Source organism: Methylobacterium sp. 1973 (assembly GCF_040545035.1).
GTDB lineage: Bacteria > Pseudomonadota > Alphaproteobacteria > Rhizobiales > Beijerinckiaceae > Methylobacterium > Methylobacterium fujisawaense.
Genome location: NZ_JBEPLA010000008.1, coordinates 1 through 19,205, shown reverse-complemented (window position 1 = coordinate 19,205; position 19,205 = coordinate 1). Strand labels below are relative to the sequence as shown.

The 19,205-nt window shown below is 69.6% G+C and carries 18 protein-coding genes; 8 read left to right on the top strand and 10 right to left on the bottom strand.

The genetic code is table 11. The features are described from left to right. Nucleotides 1-14: 14 nt before the first annotated feature. Nucleotides 15-701 carry a LuxR C-terminal-related transcriptional regulator gene (locus ABIC70_RS16555; protein ID WP_043349091.1) on the bottom strand — a complete coding sequence of 229 codons (687 nt, stop codon included), beginning with the start codon at nucleotides 699-701 and terminating at the stop codon, nucleotides 15-17. A 212-nt stretch (nucleotides 702-913) separates the two neighbouring features. Further along, nucleotides 914-1,810, bottom strand: coding sequence for a GGDEF domain-containing protein (locus ABIC70_RS16550; protein WP_043349093.1), 897 nt, complete (start codon nucleotides 1,808-1,810; stop codon nucleotides 914-916). Nucleotides 1,811-1,883: 73 nt separating this feature from the next. Here ABIC70_RS16550 and ABIC70_RS16545 point away from each other — a divergent pair, with 73 nt between their 5' ends. Next, nucleotides 1,884-2,240 carry a hypothetical protein gene (locus ABIC70_RS16545; RefSeq protein WP_354440181.1) on the top strand — a complete coding sequence of 119 codons (357 nt, stop codon included), beginning with the start codon at nucleotides 1,884-1,886 and terminating at the stop codon, nucleotides 2,238-2,240. Here ABIC70_RS16545 and ABIC70_RS16540 read toward each other — a convergent pair. Further along, nucleotides 2,212-2,601, bottom strand: coding sequence for a hypothetical protein (locus ABIC70_RS16540; protein ID WP_345821426.1), 390 nt, complete (start codon nucleotides 2,599-2,601; stop codon nucleotides 2,212-2,214). The genes ABIC70_RS16545 and ABIC70_RS16540 overlap by 29 nt on opposite strands. A gap of 148 nt (nucleotides 2,602-2,749) precedes the next feature. Then, a complete protein-coding gene (locus tag ABIC70_RS16535) occupies nucleotides 2,750-2,980 on the bottom strand; it encodes a hypothetical protein (RefSeq protein ID WP_354440179.1) in 231 nt (76 codons plus the stop codon). Between the two features lie 235 nt (nucleotides 2,981-3,215). Between ABIC70_RS16535 and ruvB the strand changes: the two genes are divergently transcribed. The 3 genes from ruvB (at nucleotide 3,216) to ybgC (ending at nucleotide 5,908) form a co-directional block, all read left to right on the top strand. Continuing rightward, nucleotides 3,216-4,271, top strand: coding sequence for a Holliday junction branch migration DNA helicase RuvB (gene ruvB / locus ABIC70_RS16530; protein ID WP_043349101.1), 1,056 nt, complete (start codon nucleotides 3,216-3,218; stop codon nucleotides 4,269-4,271). Nucleotides 4,272-4,639: 368 nt separating this feature from the next. After that, entirely contained in the window at nucleotides 4,640-5,365 is a 726-nt protein-coding gene (locus tag ABIC70_RS16525; RefSeq protein WP_354440177.1) for a DUF4142 domain-containing protein, read from the top strand. A 90-nt stretch (nucleotides 5,366-5,455) separates the two neighbouring features. Further along, nucleotides 5,456-5,908, top strand: a complete 453-nt coding sequence (gene ybgC, locus ABIC70_RS16520) for a tol-pal system-associated acyl-CoA thioesterase (RefSeq protein WP_354440175.1) — start codon at nucleotides 5,456-5,458, stop codon at nucleotides 5,906-5,908. A 105-nt stretch (nucleotides 5,909-6,013) separates the two neighbouring features. Here ybgC and ABIC70_RS16515 read toward each other — a convergent pair whose 3' ends face one another. Further along, complete coding sequence (locus ABIC70_RS16515; RefSeq protein ID WP_043349105.1) at nucleotides 6,014-6,802, bottom strand: HpcH/HpaI aldolase family protein; 789 nt, start codon at nucleotides 6,800-6,802, stop codon at nucleotides 6,014-6,016. Nucleotides 6,803-7,111: 309 nt separating this feature from the next. On the opposite strand from ABIC70_RS16515, the gene tolQ reads away from it, so the two are divergent. The 4 genes from tolQ to tolB all read left to right on the top strand — a co-directional run bounded on the left by tolQ (nucleotide 7,112) and on the right by tolB (nucleotide 11,041). Continuing rightward, nucleotides 7,112-7,828, top strand: coding sequence for a protein TolQ (gene tolQ / locus ABIC70_RS16510; RefSeq protein ID WP_043349106.1), 717 nt, complete (start codon nucleotides 7,112-7,114; stop codon nucleotides 7,826-7,828). A gap of 27 nt (nucleotides 7,829-7,855) precedes the next feature. Beyond that, the gene (locus ABIC70_RS16505; protein ID WP_043349109.1) at nucleotides 7,856-8,302 is read left to right on the top strand and encodes an ExbD/TolR family protein; all 447 of its coding nucleotides are present in this window, start codon (nucleotides 7,856-7,858) and stop codon (nucleotides 8,300-8,302) included. 9 nt (nucleotides 8,303-8,311) lie between these two features. Then, nucleotides 8,312-9,637, top strand: coding sequence for a cell envelope integrity protein TolA (gene tolA / locus ABIC70_RS16500; RefSeq protein ID WP_043387948.1), 1,326 nt, complete (start codon nucleotides 8,312-8,314; stop codon nucleotides 9,635-9,637). Nucleotides 9,638-9,703: 66 nt separating this feature from the next. Beyond that, complete coding sequence (gene tolB, locus ABIC70_RS16495) at nucleotides 9,704-11,041, top strand: Tol-Pal system beta propeller repeat protein TolB (RefSeq protein WP_043387949.1); 1,338 nt, start codon at nucleotides 9,704-9,706, stop codon at nucleotides 11,039-11,041. A gap of 210 nt (nucleotides 11,042-11,251) precedes the next feature. Here tolB and ABIC70_RS16490 read toward each other — a convergent pair whose 3' ends face one another. The 5 genes from ABIC70_RS16490 to ABIC70_RS16470 form a co-directional block, all read right to left on the bottom strand. Then, nucleotides 11,252-12,484, bottom strand: a complete 1,233-nt coding sequence (locus ABIC70_RS16490; protein ID WP_354440171.1) for an MFS transporter — start codon at nucleotides 12,482-12,484, stop codon at nucleotides 11,252-11,254. Nucleotides 12,485-12,521: 37 nt separating this feature from the next. Beyond that, nucleotides 12,522-15,116 carry a sensor histidine kinase gene (locus ABIC70_RS16485; RefSeq protein WP_043353163.1) on the bottom strand — a complete coding sequence of 865 codons (2,595 nt, stop codon included), beginning with the start codon at nucleotides 15,114-15,116 and terminating at the stop codon, nucleotides 12,522-12,524. A 375-nt stretch (nucleotides 15,117-15,491) separates the two neighbouring features. Continuing rightward, nucleotides 15,492-16,892, bottom strand: a complete 1,401-nt coding sequence (gene ahcY, locus ABIC70_RS16480; protein ID WP_043353165.1) for an adenosylhomocysteinase — start codon at nucleotides 16,890-16,892, stop codon at nucleotides 15,492-15,494. Between the two features lie 159 nt (nucleotides 16,893-17,051). Further along, nucleotides 17,052-17,456 (bottom strand): CsbD family protein, encoded by a 405-nt coding sequence (locus ABIC70_RS16475; RefSeq protein ID WP_354440169.1) that lies wholly within the window; start codon nucleotides 17,454-17,456, stop codon nucleotides 17,052-17,054. Nucleotides 17,457-17,763: 307 nt separating this feature from the next. After that, nucleotides 17,764-19,205 (bottom strand): KUP/HAK/KT family potassium transporter (locus tag ABIC70_RS16470; RefSeq protein WP_354440167.1); only part of this gene is annotated, 1,442 nt, incomplete at its 5' end.

Sequence of the window (19,205 nt, the reverse complement as noted above, 5' to 3'; positions counted from 1 at the left end):
GCCCGGAGTCCCGCTCAGTGCCGGGACTGGTTGTCGTTGCCGGATGACCGGCTGTCGGTCCCGCGCCGGACCTGCTCCCCGCTCTCGACGACAGGCGCAAGTCCGAGCTGTCGGGCGAGAGAGACCAGATCCTTCAGCCGTCCGGTCTGGGTCTTGCGCCGCAGGTTGAGCCGGTGAGTCTCCACGGTGCGGACGCTGAGCGCCAGCCGCCGCGCGACCTCCTTGTTGCTGAACCCGGAGCTGAGGAAGCGCAGCACCTCGGCCTCCCGGGGGGTGAGCCCGAGGCCGTCCCCCGCCTCGGCCGGCAGCGCCACCGGTTGCTCCGGGGGAACAAGGCAATCGGAGCCCTCGGCGAGAGCGAGCAACGCGGCGCCGAGTTCCCGCGGCGACTTGGACCGCGCCACGAAGGCGTCTGCGCCCGCGGCCAGCAGGGCGCGCAGGTCGTCCGCCGTGAGGGCGCCGAAGGCGACCAGCGTGCGGAGGTTCGGCTGCCGCTCCTTCAGCGCGACGATGCGGGCAATGCCGTCGGCCAGCCGGATCTCGTCGAGAAAGACCAGGGCGACGATGCTGCCGGCGTCAGCGCGGTCCAGATCGGCTTCCCCAACGGTGTGGAACTCCGGCATGTGTTCCAGTGTGGCGCGCACCGTCGCGCTCAGGTCCTCCGGCTCATCCAGGATCAGGACGCCAACGGCCGTACTCATGACCTCGCACCTCGCTCTCCCAGCTTGATACAGGCGGCCGGGATCGAAGGCGAAGTTCCAAGATCCGTTCCAATAACGGTTGATGAATATTAAGCTTTATATTGGCGGAATCGCGCCGCTCTGGCGGATACTCGGCGGATCGATGCGCCGATCTGGGACGACGTCCGAACACTGTTCGACAGACTGTGCCGATTTGGGCCTGCCCCGCCGTCTCAACCTGCGACGGCCCGGGCCCCCTCGCCCCGGTCCGGCACCACCCGGTTCCGGCCGCTTCCCTTGGCGGCGTAGAGGGCGATGTCCGCCCGCTTGACCAGGGCCTCGATGCTGTCGCCGTCGCGCCACGTGCTGACGCCGAAGCTGCAGCTCAAGCCCACCGGCCCCTTGGTCCCGCGGATCTTCAGGGCCTGGACGCCGATACGAAGATATTCGGCATGCGCCACCGCCCTCAGAAGGCTGCAGCCCGGCAGGATCACGGCGAATTCTTCCCCGCCGAGGCGTCCGGCGATCCCCTCCCCGGAGATCGTCTCGGCCACGGCCTTGATCGCCACGTCGCCGACATCGTGACCGTGCTCGTCGTTGATGCGTTTGAAATGGTCGATGTCGAGCAGGATCGCCGAGATCGCGGGCGGGGTCCGGTGCTGCTCCACGGCGATGCGCGCCCGGTTGAAGAAGGCGCGCCGGTTGTAGGAGCCGGTCAACGGGTCCGTTTCGGCGAGGCGGATCAATTCCTCTTGCAGGGTCGTCAGGCGCTCCGCCGCGCGCAGCCGCGCATTCAGTTCCTCGGCGCTCGGCGGCTTCTCGATGAAGTCGTCGGCGCCGCTGTCGAGGGCCTCGGCCAGGCTGCGGACGTTGCGCGCCGACGACATGGTGATGACGTGCAGAGGCCCCCGGGATTCCGCGAGGAGCCGGGCCGACCAGCAGAGTTCCAGCCCACAGAGCGGCCGGACCTCCAGGCTGGTGATCAGGACGCGAACCGCGGGCGTCGCCGCCAGGAATTGCAGCGCCTGCTCGGAATCCGTGAAGGCGTGCACCGCGTGGCCCCGAGGCTCGATCAGCGACGTGATGATCTGCAGCACGACGCGGCTCGAGTCGACGATGACAATCTGCATGGCGTGACCCGCAACTGAGATCCGCGGTTTAAGCTGGAAGGCTTAACTCCCCCCCAACGGAGCTGATTTCAGCATGAGCGTGGCGATTACCACTCCGGATCGGCGCTATATCGTTGTTCGGGAACGCCTGTGGCGCTGCGCCAACCCGGATTTGTCAGAGGCCTGCAGGGAGGCGCTGGTGAAGCGCCTGATGACGGCGCGCCGGGACGTCAAACACGCCAAGCAGGCTGAGCGGGCCGGCGAAGCGGGGGCCGCGGAAGCGCTGACGGCCGCCAGGGCCACAGTCGACGCGGCCAAGATCGCCCTCGGCGAGCGCGGGCCGGTCTGGTGGACGGACGGCGCGCCAGACCTGAACCGGCACCTCGTCCGCAACACGACCTACGCACCGTGGTTTGCGGCGCTCACCGCCGGGGAACCTGAACCGCGATGACCCGTGCCCCGGCCACCGGGTCTGCGCCGACCGCGCGCTCGTGGCGCCGAGCCTTGGGCGCGGCGTTGATCACCGTCAGGGTCGGCTGGGCCGCCGGAGCGGCCGGAATCCCCGTCACCGTCGGGATGCCGTAAGTGCCGTAGCTCCACGGGGCGGGCACGATCTGGCTCGGGCGCGGCACGCGGGTCAGCGGAGCGCCGATATAGGTTCCGCGCACGAATTCGCCGGCGAAGCTCGGATCGCCGGCATAGCCCGAACCGTACGAGACCGGCGCGTAGGGCTCGATGCTCCGGAAGGTCTGCGCCGACGCGGGCGCAGCCGCCGCCAGGGCGATCAGCGTCAGGACCATCCGGTTTGTCATGAGGCCGGCTCCGATGAGGGGCGGCGCGCTCGATCCGCGCCGGATGCGGGGCCAACAGACCGGATCATCCGCCGTTCCGCGTTTCCAGCCGCGGAGAGTGCTGAATAACCCCTCATACCGGCACGATCGACCCTCGGATGCGGCACACTCACCGGCAGGTGGTGATCCGCCGGACCACCCAGCCCTCCCCTTCGATCCACAGGCGGCGACGGGCCCGGCTGCAGGTGACGTCGTCGTCCCGCTCCACGGTCGCGCCGTGAACCTGCGGATCGGCTTCGGCGACCTTGGTTTCGACAGGGGTGGGTGCGGCCTGAGCCGCGAGCGGCATGAGGAACAATGCGGCGCCGGCTGCGCCGGCGGCAATCAAAAGGATCTTCATGGCGGGAAACGCGCTCTGCGGCCGTGCTTGGGGATTCGCTTCAGGAATGCACGGGCCGCCGGTTCGGTTGCATCCGTTGCTGTGAGCCGTGCGCCCTCTCACATCCGCGGCCGCGGCGCTTAGATTTCCCGGCATTCGCGAGTAAGGAAGAACAAAACCGGACGCGCCGGTGTCCTGACGTCCTGCGAGGTCCCTGATCGCGGGCTGCGCGGCTCGGTCCACGAAGCAAGGGTTCATGAGCAAGCCGAAGCCTCCGACCAACGCGCTCCTGACGCCGGAGAAGCGTGCCGAAGATGTGGATCAGACGATCCGCCCTCTGAGCCTGTCCGAGTTCATCGGGCAGCGTGCGGCGCGGGCGAACATGCAGGTGTTCATCGAGGCGGCGCGGAAGACCGGCCAGGCGCTGGACCACGTGCTGTTCGTCGGCCCCCCGGGCCTGGGCAAGACGACGCTCGCCCAGATCGTGGCGCGCGAACTCGGCGTGAACTTCCGCTCGACCTCCGGCCCGGTGATCGCCAAGGCCGGGGACCTGGCCGCGCAGCTCACCAACCTGGAGGAGCGCGACGTCCTGTTCATCGACGAGATCCACCGGCTCAACCCGGCGGTGGAGGAGATCCTCTACCCGGCCATGGAGGATTACCAGCTCGACCTGATCATCGGCGAGGGCCCGGCGGCGCGCTCGGTCAAGATCGAGCTGCCGAAGTTCACGCTGGTGGGCGCCACGACCCGGGCGGGGCTGCTGACCACGCCGCTGCGCGACCGGTTCGGGATCCCGATCCGGCTGGAATTCTACGAGATCGACGAGCTGGAGCAGATCGTGGCGCGCGGGGCGCGGGTCCTGGGCCTGGGGATGTCGGCGGAGGGCGCCAACGAGATCGCCCGGCGGGCGCGGGGCACGCCGCGGATCGCCGGGCGTCTCCTGCGGCGGGTGCGGGACTTCGCCGTGGTGGCGGAGGCCGAGACGGTGACGCGGGCGATCGCCGACCGGGCGCTGCAGCTGCTCGACGTGGACGCGGCCGGGCTCGACGTGATGGACCGCAAGTACCTGAGCCTGATCGCGCGCTCCTTCGGGGGCGGCCCCGTGGGGATCGAGACGATCGGGGCGGCCCTGTCGGAGCCGCGCGACGCGATCGAGGACATCATCGAGCCGTATCTCATCCAGCGCGGCTTCGTGCAGCGCACTCCCCGCGGCCGCGTCCTCACCCGGCACGCCTACCGCCACATGCAGCTGCCGGAACCGAAGCGCGAGACGCCGGGACAGTTCGGCTTCTTCGGAGACGACGCGCCGTAAGGCCCGCCGCCGACCTGCCCATGCATGGAGTTCGGATCAGCATTTCCCGCGGCTCATGCGCCGATTGCCCCGAAAAACGACGCTCCCGCGAAGAGGTTTTGCGGTGCGGCATCAATAAGTCTCTGCGATGCAAGCCCTTTTGACGACGGCGCTCAAGCAATATTGCTAAGCTTAATTGCTGACTTGGACGAGGATCTGCACGAAAAAAGTGACGGATCCCATGGAACAGCGCCCAAACGCGACAGTTGTGGAGGCGACCGCGCTCAGTCTGCTGGGCGCCGGCAAGCCTGTTGGGATCGAGGCCCTGTCTCTCTGATCGCGACAGATCTTCGAGATCTCAAAAACAACGTCAGGGATAAACTTCCGCCATGAAGAAGCTTACGCTCGCCGTGCTCGGCCTGTCCGTCGCCGCCATCTCTGCGCCGGCCTTCGCGCAGGACGCCCTTCCGATCCGCGTGCTGCCCTTCGCCAATCAGGACGGCGTCGGCGCCGCTGCGACCGAGACGCCCGCCTTCCGGGCCGAGGCGCTCCGCTCGGATGCTGCCAGCATCGAGGCGAGCCGCATGGCCCTTCAGCGGTCGCGGAACCCGCAGGTCCGCAACTACGCCAACCGCGTCCTCGTCGAGCGCAAGGCGACCACCGACGCGCTGCTGCCGCCGAACACCTCGCTGTCGCGCAGCGGCTCGGTCGTGTCTGATAACCAGGGCATCCGCACCGACCTGAGCAACCCGGTCGGCCTCGTGCTCGCCCCGGTCACGGTGGCTGCCAATATCGGCACCAGCATCGTCGGCGGCGCTCTCGGCGCGGTCGGGCTCGTCGACAACAACCCGGCCGAGCCGGGCCGCCGCGTGGCCCTCGGTGACCGCGGTCAGGCGCGTCTGGCGCAGCTCCAGGCGGCGCGCAGCGGCCGGGCGTTCGACCGGACCTATATCGACCAGCAGGCCCGCTCTGACGCCCGCACCCTGGCGCTCTACGACGCCTACGCCAAGTCCGGCGACAACGCCCAGGGCCGCAAGTTCGCCACCGAGGCGCTGCCCTACATCGCCGACGAGCACGCCCATTCGGCGAGCCTCGCGGCCCGCATCGGCGGCTGAGCCGCGCGTCATCGCTGATCTGTGCGAGGGCCGCCCCCGGGCGGCCCTCGTCGTGTTGCGCCGTCGCTCAGGCCGTCGCTAAAGGAGCGCATGAGCGCGATCGAGCCCCCCATGCACGAAACGGCCGAGGTCGATGGCCAGGGCCACCGGCTGGGCGTGCGGGTCTACTACGAGGACACCGATTTCTCGGGCTTCGTGTATCATGCGAGCTATCTGCGCTTCCTGGAGCGCGGCCGCACGGAACTCCTGCGGGAACTCGCCGGCGATCAGTCCGATCTGCACCGCGACGCCCGGGGTCTCGTCTTCGTCGTGCGGCGCATGAGCCTCGATTTCATTCGGCCGGCCCGGATGGACGATCTCCTGACCGTCGTCACCCGGACCCGCGCCCTGCGCGGCGCATCGATGCACCTGGCCCAGGACGTCCGGCGGGGCGATGCCGTTCTGGTTTCCGCCGATGTGACAGTCGCTTGCGTGCGGGACGGGCGCGCCGTGCGCCTCCCGGACGCGCTCCGGCGGCGTCTCGCGCCGGGAGAGGCCGCCTGACCAGATTTTGCAAAAGCGGCCGCCGGCTCTGCGGCGGATACCCGGCATCAGCCAGCGCCATGAGCGGATCATCCGTCGGCTTGCCAATGCAAGCCTACCCGGAGCTCAGCCCGCCCGGGATGGATCGGCCTCGCACAGCACGCGGGCGAAGGCGTTGACGATGGTCATCGCGTCATACTCGATCGAGACCAGCTGGTAGCCCATCCCGACCATTTCCCGCGCCCGCGCAGGAGATGGCGCGAAGGCGCAGGGGATCTTGCCGGCCGCCCGGGTCTTGCGCGCGATCTCGCTGAGGGCTGCCGTCACCGCCGATCCCAGGGGATCGATGACGGTCCCCTGCGACAGGGCGATCGACAGGTCGGCGGGCCCGACCAGGATCCCGTCGATGCCCGGTACGGCGAGAATCGCCTCCAAGTCGGCGATCGCCGCCTGGGTCTCGCACATGGCGATCGTGAGGGCCCGGTCGTTGGCGCCTGCGAGATAATCCGCCCCGTTCCGGAGCCCCGACAGCCACATGGCCCGGTCCGGCCCCCAACTCCGCTGGCCCACCGGTGGGAATTTCGCGGCGGCGGCGAACGCCTCGGCGTCCGCCACGGTGTTGATCATCGGCGCCACGACGCCGGCGGCGCCGGCATCGAGCATCCGCGAGACCATGGCGAAGTCGCCCACCGGCACCCGCACCAGCGTCGATTTGCCGGCCAGCGCCACTTCCGTGATCGCCGCACAACAAGATTTGTAATCGTGGGTGCCGTGCTGTTGATCCAAGAGCACGGCATCGAAACCCGCGCGCGCCAGGAAGCCGGCCACCATCGGGTCCGCGATCATGGACCAGCCCAGGAACCGGGCCGGGCCGGTGGGCAGAAGGTCGGGCAAGCTGGGAACGGGGAGGGTCATGCGCGTCCTGCGTGGATCTCAGGGCTCTCGACTCGGCGCCGCTGGCGGCGACCATACGGGAGGCTCTTTCGGCAGGTCCAGCCCGAATGGCCCGGAAGCCCGCGTCCGGTGCCTCAGGATCGCCTGGATCGAAACCGATCCTTAACCCTGCCGCGCCCTTAACGGAGGCGATGCCACGGCGGGGCGCGGGGCCGCCGACGGCCCTTACTTTCGACAGATTCGCGGGCGACAGCGTTGATATCGCTCACGGATCCGACGGACGCGGGCCTCGCCCGGCGCATCGCGATCCGGAGCAGGAGATCTCGACGGATGAACCCAGCCGACGCGATGCAGGCCGCGCCTGTCGCCGACATGACGCTGCTCGGCCTGTTCCTGCAGGCCCACTTCGTCGTGAAGATCGTGATGATCGGGCTGCTCAGCGCCTCGATCTGGTGCTGGTCGATCATCGTCGACAAGACACTTCTGTTCCGCCGGACGAAGGCCGAGATGGACGCGTTCGAGGACGCGTTCTGGTCCGGCCGCTCCCTGGAGGAGCTGTTCCGCTCGTTCAACGACCGTCCGGCCACCGGCCTCGCCGCCGTCTTCGTCGCCGCCATGCGGGAGTGGAAGCGCTCCTTCGAGGGATCCGGCCGGCAGATCCAGTCGCTCTCGCAACGCATCGAGAAGCAGCTCGACGTCACCATCCACCGCGAGGTCGAGCGGCTTGAGTCGCGGCTCCTGTTCCTCGCTTCGATCGGTTCGGCCGGCCCGTATATCGGCCTGTTCGGCACGGTCTGGGGCATCATGACCGCCTTCACGTCGATCGCGGCCTCGAAGAACACGTCGCTCGCGGTCGTCGCTCCCGGCATCGCCGAGGCGCTGTTCGCCACCGCCATCGGCCTGTTCGCCGCGATCCCGGCGGTGCTCGCCTACAACAAGCTCCAGGCCGAGGTGACCAAGGCGCAGTCGCGCCTCGAGGGCTTCGCCGACGAGTTCTCCGCCATCCTCTCCCGCCAGATCGACGAGCGGCTGCCGCTCGCCGCCTGACCCGGCTGATCCAGAGGAGAATGATCCATGGGCATGGCAGCGGGCGCATCGCAGGGCGGCAAGCGCCGCCGGCGCCGGGGCCGCCGCGGCGGTCCCATCAACGAGATCAACATGACGCCGTTCATCGACGTCGTGCTCGTTCTCCTGATCATCTTCATGGTCGCGGCGCCGATGATGACCGTGGGCGTTCCCCTGGATCTGCCACAATCCAAGGCCTCCCCGCTGAATTCCGACGTGAAGCCGATCACCCTGTCGATCCGCCAGACCGGCCAGGTCTTCCTGGGCGAGGACGAGCTGACGGACGACACGATCGTGCCGAAGCTCATGGAGACCGCCAAGACCGGGACCGAGGAGCGCGTCTTCGTGCGCGGCGACAAGCGGGTCGATTACGGCCGCGTGGCGCAGGTGATGGCGATCGTGACCGGCGGCGGCTTCAAGAAGGTCGCCCTCGTCACCGAGCCTGAGCATCAGTAGGGCCGTCCCGTGGAGTTCCGCTTCGACCGCAAGGAACCGGGTGTCTGGATCTCAGCCGGCACCCATGTCGCGCTGCTCGCGCTGGCGCTCGTCAGCGTTGCGGCCCCGGCCCTGCCGGAGGCCCAGGAGGGCGTGCCCGTCGAGGTGATCACCGAGAACCAGTTCTCCGAGATCACCAAGGGTGAGCGGCAGGCCGACAAGCCGATGCCGAACGCGACGTCGCGGGCGGACCGCAAGGCCGAGAAGTTCGAGGATCGCGAGCCCGAGAACGCCAAGACCGACGCCCCCACCGCCCCCACCCGCACCGCCGAGATGAAGCTCGCCAACGCGGAGGAGATGCCGCTCCGCGGCGAGCCGGATCCGCAGGAGGCGGCTCAGGCCGCGAAGGCGGCGCAGGAGAAGCGCGACGCCGAGAAGGCGGCCGCCAAGGCTGCGGAGAAGGCTGCGGAGAAGGCCGCCGCGGAGAAGGCTGCGGCCGACAAGGCCGCCAAGGCCGAGGCGAAGGCCAAGTCCGAGGCCGCCGCTGCCAAGGCCGAAGCCGAGAAGCGCGAACAGCTCGAGAAGCTGATCGAGAAGCAGGAGGCCGAAGCCGAGGCCGCCGCGCAGAAGGCCGCCGCGAAGGCCAAGGCCGAGGCCGCCGCCAAGGCCGAAGCGGCCAAGGAAGCCGCGAAGGAAGCCGCCAAGAAGGCCGCGGACGCCAAGGCGAAGGCCGAGGCGGAGGCCGAGCGCCAGAAGGAGATCGCCGAGGCCAAGGCCGAAGCAGAGCGCGAGAAGGCGGAAGCCGCCGCGAAGGCCAAGGCGGAGGCTGCTGCCAAAGCGAAGGCGAAGGCCATGGCGGATGCGAAGGCGAAGGCCGACGCCGAGGCCAAGGCGCGCAAGCAGGCCGAACTCGCCGACAAGTTCAATGCTGGCGATATCCGTTCGATGCTGGCTTCGAAGGCGCCGTCGCAATCGACCGGCGCCACCGGTCACACGGTCCAGAAGGTGGCGGCGCTGGGCGCCGCGACCGGCACGGCGCAGCGTCTGTCGCCGTCGCTGCGCGACGCCCTGGTCGGCCTGCTCCAGCAGCAGATCGAGCGCTGCTACTCGGCGCCTCCCGGCGCGGCCCAGGGCGTGGTCCTGCCGGTGCTCGACATCCGCCTGAACCCGAACGGCTCGCTCAGCACCGAGCCGCGGATCATGCGCGGCGGGTCGAGCGCGGTGGATCAGTCGATCGCGCAGGCCGCGCTCCGGGCGGTGCGCCGTTGCGCGCCGTACAACATTCCGGCCACCTATGCGCCGTATTACAACGACTGGAAGGCCATCAACGCGGAGTTCGAGTTCACGGCGACCTGAGGTCTTCCAGCCCGCGTACCGCCGTCCCCGCGTCCTCGTCTGATCGTCACTCGGATCCGACCCATCATGCTGCACCTCCCCTTCGTCGGGCGTCTCCCGACGTCCTATGCCGCGCGCCTGATCGCGCTTCTCGTGATGCTGACGGGCTTCCTGGCGGGGCCCGCCCAGGCGCAGCTGCAGCTGCGCATCGGCGGCGGCAACTTCCAGCCGATGCCCATCGCCATCGCGGATTTCGGCGGCGACCCGAGCCTCGGCGGCCTCGTCTCCGGCGTGGTCACCAACAACCTGCGCCGCTCCGGCTATTTCACGCCCCTCGAACACGCCCGCTTCCCGGAGCAGCCGAACTTCGATGCCGCTCCGAATTTCGAGAAGTGGCGCGCCACCGGCGTCCAGGGGCTCGTCACCGGCCGCGTCGTCCGAGAGGCCGGCCGGGTCAAGGTCGAGTTCCGGCTCTGGGACGTGACCTCCGGCCAGCAGATGACCGGCCAGCAATACGGCACGGACGCCGCCAACGTCCGGCGCACCGGCCACCTGATCTCCGATGCGGTCTACACCAAGATCACCGGCCTCGGCCCCTGGTTCGACAGCCGCATCGCCTTCGTGGACGAGACCGGTCCGAAGGAGAATCGCCGGAAGCGCCTGATGGTCATGGACCAGGACGGCGCCAACGTCCGGGCCATCACCACCGGCGAGATGTCGATCGTGGCGCCGCGCTACTCGCCGGCCACGCAGGACATCGCCTTCATGGCGCAGGCCACCGGCCACCAGCCGCGGGTCCAGGTCATCAACCTGGAGACCGGATCGCGCCAGGCGCTCGGCAATGTCGACTCGATGAGCGCGAGCCCGCGTTTCTCCCCGGACGGCCGCAAGATCGTGATGAGCGTCCAGCAGGGCGGCAACGCCGACATCGTGACCATGGACATCGCCTCGAAGGCCCAGCGGTCGATCACCAACGGCATGGCGATCGATACCTCGCCGACCTACTCGCCGGATGGCGCGCAGATCGCCTTCGAGTCCGACCGCGGCGGCTCGCAGCAGGTCTACGTGATGGGGGCGGACGGCTCGAACCCGCACCGCATCACCTTCGGCGCCGGCTCGGCCTCCCAGCCGGCTTGGTCGCCCCGGGGCGACCTGATCGCCTATACCCGGCAGCGCAACGGCGGGTTCGCCATCTGCGTGGCGAAGCCCGACGGGTCCGGCGAGCGCGTCCTCACCGAGGGCTTCCACAACGAGGGCCCGACCTTCGCGCCGAACGGCCAGTACGTGCTGTTCTTCCGCGATCCGGGCGGTCAGGGCGGCGGCAAGCTGTTCATGGTCGACATCACCGGCAAGGTCGAGCAGCCGGTCCCGACGCCCGCCTACGCGTCGGATCCCACATGGTCGCCGCTGCTGGCGGGCCGCTGAGCGGCAGCCACCTCTCCCGATCCGCGGCGTCCGGTGTTGTCGGACGCCGCGGCTCCGCCCGTCATCGCGCGTGCCGTGCGGTGACCCAGGGCCGCGTCAGGTCCGCATGCGTGGCGCCGGCCTGGATCGCTGCGCTCGGCGCGCGAACACGGCGGCGACGCGGGCCATCGCGGACGACGCCGAGGCATCTCCGGCCGCGTCCCGATCTCGTCACCCCTTCACCATCAGCCGGTCGCGCGCCTTGAGGGCCGGGAACAGCCGGCCCCAGAGCAGCGCCACGCCGATCGTCGCGGCGCCCCCGACCACCACCGCCGGGACCGCCCCGATGGCGGCGGCCAGCAGCCCGGATTCGAACTCGCCGAGTTCGTTCGAAGCCCCGATGAAGACCGTGTTCACCGCCGAGACGCGGCCGCGCATGGCGTCCGGCGTCTCCCCCTGCACGAAGGTCTGGCGCACGTAGACCGAGATCATGTCGGCGGCGCCCGTGACGAACAGGCAGGCCATCGAAAGCGGCAGCGACGTCGAGAGCCCGAAGGCGACCGTGGCGGCGCCGAACACGGCGGCGGCCCGGAGCATGCGCAGCCCGGCATGGCGCCGCAGGGGGTAATTCGCCAGCAGCACCGCCATGGCGACCGCGCCGAAGGCCGGCATGCTCCGGAGCGCCCCGAGCCCGAGTGGGCCGACATGCAGCACCTCGTCGGCATAGATCGGCAGCAGCGCCGTGGCGCCGCCGAGCAGCACGGTGAACAGGTCGAGGCTGATCGCCCCGAGCACAACGGGCTGCGAGCGGATGTAGGCGATGCCGGCCGAGAGGGCTGCCCAGGTGATCGGCGGCCGCTCGCTCACCGCCGCCGGCCGGAAGCGGATCAGCAGGGTCAGGACGCTGGCCACGGCGAAGCTGGCCCCGGCCCCGCCGAACACCACGGCGGGCCCGAGGGCGTAGAGGAAGCCGCCGAGCGCCGGTCCCATCACGGAGGCGCTCTGCCACAGGGACGCGTTCCACGCGATGGCCGAGCTGAAAAGCGGTCCCGGCACCAGGGTCGGCAGCAGCGCCTGGAGGGCCGGGTTGGCGAAGGCCCTGGCGGTGCCCACGAGGATGACGAGGGCGTAGATGGGCCAGATGGCGTGCACGCCTGAGAGCGCGCAGGCGAGGAGGCCGAAGCTCGCCAGACTTTGGAGGGCGAAGGCGGCGGCGCCGACGAGGCGGCGATCGTAGGCATCCGCGACATGGCCGGTGATCAGCGCGCAGAGCACCGCCGGAAGGAAGCCCGCGAGGCCCACGAGGCCCAGCGCCAGGGCGGAATGGGTCACATCGTAGACGAACCAGCCGATCGCTACGGCCTGCATCTGATAGGCGAGGCCCGTCAGGAAACGGGCCGCGCCGAACAGGCGGAAATCGCCGATGCCGAAGACGGCCCAGCCGGAACGATCGTGTGCGGACATGCTTCCTGCTGCGCGGGACCGCCGGAAGAAGCAAGCGCTACGGCGATGTGCGCCGGTCGGATGTCGCAGCCTCGAGCCGGCTCGAGGCCACGCTCAGGCCGGGCTTGCGCGGCGGCGCCTGTGGCGGGACCGGGGGGCGCGATTCGGGGATCGGCTCGCGCCGGGGGTGCCCCGCGAGATCGGTGGGGAAGGTGCAGGTCACGCGGGTGCCGTTCCCCGGAGCGGTCTCCAGCAGGACCCGGCCGCCATGCAGCTCGACGAAGGATCGGACGATCGACAGGCCGAGACCGACACCGCGATGGCGGGTGCCGAGGGTGTGGCTCTCGAAGCGGTTGAACACCGAATCGGCGATCTCGGGCGGCATGCCGCGGCCGTGGTCCCGGACGCTGAGGAGAAGTTCCTGCGCGGTGCGGCGGGCATGGACCTCGACGCGCTGGCCCGCATCCGAGAAGCCGACGGCGTTGGACAGCAGGTTGAACAGGATCTGCCGGACCCGCTTCCCGTCCGCATGGACGCTGCCGATATCCTCCGGCACGTCGAGTGCCAGGGTGATGTGCGATTCCGCCAGCCGATCCTCGATGCCGCGCACGGCGGCCTCGATCGTCGCCTGGACGTCGACCTCTTCCCGCTGCAGCTCCAGCGAGCCGGCATCGATCGAGGCGAGGTCGAGGATGTCGTTGATGATGACGAGCAGCGCCGCCGAGGAGCGCATGATGTGGTCGGCATATTCGCGCTGCCGCTCGTTGAGCGCGCCCACGGTCTCGTCGCCCAGGAGCTGGGTGAAGCCGATGATGTTGGTGAGCGGCGAGCGCAACTCGTAGGAGACGTGGTGCACGAAGGTGTCGCGGAGTTGCGCGGCCTTCTCCAGGGCGTCGTTCTTCTCGGTGAGGGCCCGCTCGACGTTCACGCTCGCCGTGACGTCGATCAGGGTGAGGAGCGTCGCGCCCTCCGGGAGCGGCTGCGCCGCGCAGTCGAGGACGGTGCCATCCACCACCTCAAGCCGGCACGCGCGGGCGGTGCGCGACTCGAGGCCGACCACCGCATCCCGGATATCGAGCCACGGCTCCTCGGCGGGCGCCAGGGTGCGGCAGGCGGCGATGACGGCGTCCACGTGCGGGCGGTCCTCGACCATGGCCGGATCGAGCCGCCACACGGTGCAGAAGGCCCGGTTGGCGAGGGTCAGGCGCCCGTCCGCGCCGAACACGGCCACCGGCTCGGCCAGCGTGTCCAGGGTCTCGGCCTGCAGCCGCCGGAGGGCGTTGTAGCGCGACTCGGCGTTCAGGCGATCCGAGACGTCGTCGAACAGGTAGGTCAGGCCGCCCTGCGGGTTGGGATCTGCGACGACGCGCAGCGTCCGGCCGTCGGGCAGGTACCACCACGTCTGGTTCGCCTCCGCGGCCCGGTAGGCGGACAGCACGCCCTGCTTCCAGCCGCGGAAATCCGCATGCTCCTCGAGCTTCCGCTCTGCCCTGAGGTGATCGAGGATCTCGCCGTCCGACGGGCGGCCGTCCAGGAAGGCCTGATCGAGGTCCCAGAGCTGACGGTAGGCGGCGTTGTGGAAGATTAGGCGCTGCGAGACGTCGAACATCGCCACGGCGGTCGGCAGCTGGTCGAGGGTGCGGACGTTGGCGTTCATCTGCCGCTGCAGGTCGGCGCGCACGCTCTCGAGTTCCGACACGTCGATGGCGATGCCGACCCGGCCGGTCTCGAGGCCCGTCTCGAACACGTCGAGCATGCGCCGGTTGCCGGCCACGATGGCCGAGAGGCGCGGAACGCTTCGGGTCAGGCCGGCGAACCGGGCCGCCTCCTCGCGGGCGATGGTCTCCCGCGCCGGCCGGTCGAACAGCTCCAGGCCGGCATCGAGGGCCGCCTCGCGGCTCTCCGCCTCGACCGCCGCCACGTAGGCGGCGTTGACCCAGCTCAGGCCGCCGTCCCGGTTGCGCCGCCAGACCGGCTGCGGGATCGCGTCGAGGAGACCCGACAGGGCCGACAGCCCCCGGCGGGTCTCGTCCAGGGTCGCCCGCAGGTCGGCGATCTCGCAGCGCTCCTGGCTCGTCTCGCGCAGGCGCAGGAGCGCCCGTCCCGCCACGGCCTGCCCGTGAGCCTCGATGTTCCGGCCGGTCTGACTGCGCAGGCTCAGCGCGAAGCTCGTGCCCCGCGTCCGCAGGGTTTCCACGGCGGCCTCGACTGCGGTCGCGTCGGCGGCGACGAGCCAGGTCCCGAAGGCCAGCACCCGGCGGGCATAGCCCGAGGCCGGCCGTTCGCCGTGGATCGCAAGGCTGATGTCGCCCTCCACCACCGGTTCGCTGCGCTGATCCCAGGTCACGATGATCTGGCGCTCGGCGTTGAGGAGCATCTCGGCCCGGTCGTGGGCGCCGCGCAGGACATCGAGGGTCGCGGCGAGTTCGCGCTCGCGACGGGTCCACCGCCCGCGCTCGTACAGGTGCAGGAGCGACAGGATCACCGCGAAGGCTACGAGGCCGCCCAGGATCGCCAGGGCGGCCACGCTGTGGATCTCCCGCGCGGGATGCGCCGCGGCGGCCTCCGGCAGCTCGGCGAGCGCCGCGCTCGCCGTCATCAGGGCAAGTGCGCCCACGCCGATCCGAACGTGCGTCGCACGACCGACACCCATGCTTCGCCCCGCCCTCGCGCCCGATGGCGGTCCGGCCGGCGCGCGTCACCGCGCGGCGCGGAACGCACCGTTCCTGCAGTGATTCTCCCGAACCGCCGCAGCCCCGCCGATCTAAGATTCGCCCACACTCTACAGTGGGGCGGATTCGACCCGGAAGGGGAACGAAGCGTGGCCTTTGACGATGTCGGCATAATCACTCGTTAACGACACACAGAAGACACAGTTCGAATCGGCATCGAGTGCTTGACAAACGAAAAGGCCCGGCGCAGCGCGCCGGGCCTCCAGGATTCCTGCCGAACTGGCCGCGTGCCGGGACCGGACGGCGCGCCGCTCGGCCCGCGATCGGGGCCGTGCGCGCCGCCCGGAACGCCGGGCTCAGTAGCGGTAGTGCTCGGACTTGAAGGGGCCGTTCTCGGCGACGCCGATATAGGCCGCCTGATCGGGGCGGAGCTTCGAGAGCTTCACGCCGATCTTCTCCAGGTGCAGGGCCGCCACCTTCTCGTCGAGCGTCTTCGGCAGGGTGTAGACCTGCTTCTGGTACTTGCCCGGGTTGGACCACAGCTCGATCTGGGCCAGCGTCTGGTTGGTGAACGAGGCCGACATCACGAAGGACGGGTGACCGGTGGCGTTGCCGAGGTTCACCAGGCGCCCCTCCGACAGGAGGATGATGCGGTGGCCGTCCGCGAAGGTGATCTCGTCCACCTGCGGCTTGATGTTCGACCACTTGAGGTTCTTCAGGCCGGCGACCTGGATCTCGTTGTCGAAGTGGCCGATGTTGCAGACGATGGCCCGGTCCTTCATCGCCCGCATGTGCTCGATGGTGATGATGTCCTTGTTGCCCGTGGCGGTGACGAAGATGTCGGCGCGCGGGGCCGCATCCTCCATGGTCACGACCTCGTAGCCCTCCATGGCGGCCTGAAGCGCGCAGATCGGGTCGATCTCCGACACGAGCACGCGGCAGCCGGCGTTGCGCAGGGAGGCGGCCGAGCCCTTGCCCACGTCGCCGAAGCCCGCGACCATGGCCACCTTGCCGGCCATCATCACGTCGGTGCCGCGACGGATGCCGTCGACCAGCGACTCCTTGCAGCCGTAGAGGTTGTCGAACTTCGACTTGGTGACCGAGTCGTTCACGTTGATCGCCGGGAAGAGCAGCTTGCCTTCCTTGGCGAGCACGTAGAGGCGATGCACGCCCGTGGTGGTCTCCTCGGAGACGCCCTTGATGCTGTCGGCGAGGCCCGCGAACCAGCCCTTCGGCTTCTCGGCGAGCTTCCGCTTGAGGAGCGCGAAGAAGACCTCCTCCTCCTCGCTCTCCGGCTTGTCGAGGAAGGCGGTATCGCCGTTCTCGGCGCGCAGGCCGAGATGGACGAACATGGTCGCGTCGCCGCCGTCGTCGAGGATCATGTTCGGCATGCCGCCGTCATGCCAGTCGAACAGGCGCGAGGTGTAGTCCCAGTACTCCTCCAGGGTCTCGCCCTTGACGGCGAAGACCGGGATGCCGGCGGCGGCGATCGCGGCGGCAGCGTGATCCTGGGTCGAGTAGATGTTGCAGGAGACCCAGCGGATGTCGGCGCCGAGCGCCTTCAGGGTCTCGATCAGCACGGCGGTCTGGATCGTCATGTGGAGCGAGCCGGCGATCTTCGCGCCCTTCAGGGGCTGCGCCGCGCCGTACTCCTCGCGGACCGCCATCAGGCCCGGCATCTCCGTCTCGGCGATCGAGATTTCCTTCCGGCCGTAATCGGCCAGCCCGATATCCTTGACGATGTAATCCTTGGCCATGAGTCGATGGCTCCGTGTTCGCGTTGCGGGTCGGGGCAATCCCCTACCATCCCGCGACCTACGAAGCAATCAAGACATAAAGATGTCTTTATGCGTTCTGATCGGCGGGGCGGCCACGCGTGTGCCCGCCCCGCTCCGGATCAGGGTCGATGCGGCCGCTCAGCGGCTCGGCCGCGCCAGCCATCCGAGGCCGAAAGCCACGGCGGCCACGAGGGCGAGGGTCGCGCCGCGGTTCTCGTCCGCACGCGCCGCGAGGCTGCGGCCGTGGTGCACCGCGCGATCGCGGTAGTGATGACCGCGTTCGATCGCCTCGTCGGCCAGGGCGTGCCCGCGATAGCTGACCTCACGGAACCGGGCGCGCCCCTCCTCGACGAGGTGCTCGCCCCCGTGGCGCAGGTCGCGCACCGTGTCCCGGGCCTCGCCGTAGGCGTATTGAGCGGCGCCGGCCGCCTGATCGTAAGCGCCCTCGAACTGGTCGCCGGCCCGGCCGCGAACCGCGCCCGCGGCCGTCTTGACCCGACCGCGCAGATGGCGGACGCCGCCTTCGAGATGATCCCTGTTCATGCTGTCTCTCCGATCGGGCGCGCCCAAAGGGGGCGCGTCGCCTGTGTCGGGGCGGAACGACGGCGGACGGCTCCGGTTCCCCGCGGTGGGGCGGAGCGGCTTCAAGTTTCCGTGCTTCGGCGCACGCACGCCGGAAGCAGGTTCGGATCGGCGCGGAGCACAGGACGGCGGTCGCGCCAATCCCCGGGGCCCGATCGGTGGATCTCGACGGTCCGCCGGTCCGTCGATCTCTCGGTACGACTCGGCCTCTGCTGCCGCGCGTCGCGCCGGTGACTGTCCGGGCGGCGGGAATGTCTCGGGCGCCGGGCTAGATCTCGATCTCGGTGCCGACCTCCACGACCTGCCGGGTCGGCACGCCGAAGAACGCGCCGGTGCGCTCGGCATTGCGCTGCATGAAGGCGAACAGGTTCTCCCGCCAGGGCGCCATGCCCCGCTTGTCGTTCCGCGGGATGATCGTCTCGTGTCCGACGAAGATGGTCATGTCGTCGAGGATGTGCGGCGGCAGATGGCGGGATTCGACCGCGCATGCGAGGCCTTCCGGGATCGAGGCCTCCTCCATGAAGCCGTAGCGCAGGATCACCCGGTAGAAGTCCGGCGCCAGGATCGTCACATGGGCGCGCTGATCTCGTGGGACGGTGGGCGTCTCCTCATAAAGCGCCGTGATGATCAGGATCCGCTCCATCAGGGCGCGGTTGCGCTCCACGAAGCGCGAGAGGTGCAGCGGGATCCCGTGCTCCGCGGCCGAGAGGAACGCGGCCGTGCCCGGCAGGCGCAGAAGATCGCGGTGCTGGAGGCCGGTCAGGAATACGTCTTCCGGCAGGCGCAGGGCGGCCCGCGCCTCCTCGACCAGCTCGTTGCCCTTCTTCCAGGTCAGCATCATCAGGGCGACGAGACCGGCGAGCACGAGGGGAAACCAGCCGCCCTCGAACAGCTTCACGCTGTTGGCGGCGAAGAACACGGCGTCGAGGGCGAGGAAGGCGCCGTTGACCGCGAAGACCAGGATCGGATTGTAGCCCCAGCGCAGCGCGATGAGCGCGGCGAGCAGCGTGGTGATGCCCATCAGCATCGACACCGCGATCCCGTAGGCCCCGGCGAGGGCGTCGGAGGAGCCGAACACCACCACCGCGGTGAGGGTCGCTGCGGCCAGGAGCCAGTTCACCGCCGGCACGTAGATCTGGCCGCGCTCCTCGTGCGCCGTCTGCACGATGCGCATCGCCGGCAGGAAGCCGAGCTGGATCGATTGCTGGGTCAGCGAGAACACGCCCGAGATGATCGCCTGCGAGGCGATGATGGTCGCCATCGTGGCCAGGGCGACCAGCGGCAGGTGTCCCCAATCTGGGCAGAGGCGGAAGAACGGGTTCTCGAGGGCGTCGGGCGCGGCGATCAGCAGGGCGCCCTGGCCGAAGTAATTGAGCATGAGCGCCGGGAGCACCCCCGCGAACCATGCGATGCGGATCGGCAGGGCGCCGAAATGGCCGAGATCGGCATACATCGCCTCGCCGCCGGTCACCGCCAGGAAGGCCGCGCCCAGCATCAGGAAGCTGACATGCCAGCCGGCATGGACCAGGAAGTCCACCGCCCGCAACGGGTTGGCCGCCGCCAGGATCTCGGGCTTGGCGATGATGCCGGCGATCCCGAGCAGCCCCAGCACCAGGAACCAGACGAGCATCACGGGCCCGAACACGCGGCCGATGGCGGCCACGCCCTTGTGCTGGACCAGGAACAGCCCGACCAGGATGACGAGCGTGA

Coding starts and splice junctions, on each gene's coding strand:
- ybgC (WP_354440175.1), top strand. CDS start 5,456: ATGAGCGCGATCGAGCCCCCCATGCACGAAACGGCCGAGGTCGATGGC.
- ahcY (WP_043353165.1), bottom strand. CDS start 16,892: ATGGCCAAGGATTACATCGTCAAGGATATCGGGCTGGCCGATTACGGC.
- ABIC70_RS16515 (WP_043349105.1), bottom strand. CDS start 6,802: ATGACCCTCCCCGTTCCCAGCTTGCCCGACCTTCTGCCCACCGGCCCG.
- ruvB (WP_043349101.1), top strand. CDS start 3,216: ATGAGCAAGCCGAAGCCTCCGACCAACGCGCTCCTGACGCCGGAGAAG.
- ABIC70_RS16535 (WP_354440179.1), bottom strand. CDS start 2,980: ATGAAGATCCTTTTGATTGCCGCCGGCGCAGCCGGCGCCGCATTGTTC.
- ABIC70_RS16505 (WP_043349109.1), top strand. CDS start 7,856: ATGGGCATGGCAGCGGGCGCATCGCAGGGCGGCAAGCGCCGCCGGCGC.
- ABIC70_RS16550 (WP_043349093.1), bottom strand. CDS start 1,810: ATGCAGATTGTCATCGTCGACTCGAGCCGCGTCGTGCTGCAGATCATC.
- ABIC70_RS16540 (WP_345821426.1), bottom strand. CDS start 2,601: ATGACAAACCGGATGGTCCTGACGCTGATCGCCCTGGCGGCGGCTGCG.
- tolB (WP_043387949.1), top strand. CDS start 9,704: ATGCTGCACCTCCCCTTCGTCGGGCGTCTCCCGACGTCCTATGCCGCG.
- ABIC70_RS16485 (WP_043353163.1), bottom strand. CDS start 15,116: ATGGGTGTCGGTCGTGCGACGCACGTTCGGATCGGCGTGGGCGCACTT.
- ABIC70_RS16555 (WP_043349091.1), bottom strand. CDS start 701: ATGAGTACGGCCGTTGGCGTCCTGATCCTGGATGAGCCGGAGGACCTG.
- tolQ (WP_043349106.1), top strand. CDS start 7,112: ATGAACCCAGCCGACGCGATGCAGGCCGCGCCTGTCGCCGACATGACG.
- ABIC70_RS16475 (WP_354440169.1), bottom strand. CDS start 17,456: ATGAACAGGGATCATCTCGAAGGCGGCGTCCGCCATCTGCGCGGTCGG.
- ABIC70_RS16545 (WP_354440181.1), top strand. CDS start 1,884: ATGAGCGTGGCGATTACCACTCCGGATCGGCGCTATATCGTTGTTCGG.
- ABIC70_RS16490 (WP_354440171.1), bottom strand. CDS start 12,484: ATGTCCGCACACGATCGTTCCGGCTGGGCCGTCTTCGGCATCGGCGAT.
- ABIC70_RS16525 (WP_354440177.1), top strand. CDS start 4,640: ATGAAGAAGCTTACGCTCGCCGTGCTCGGCCTGTCCGTCGCCGCCATC.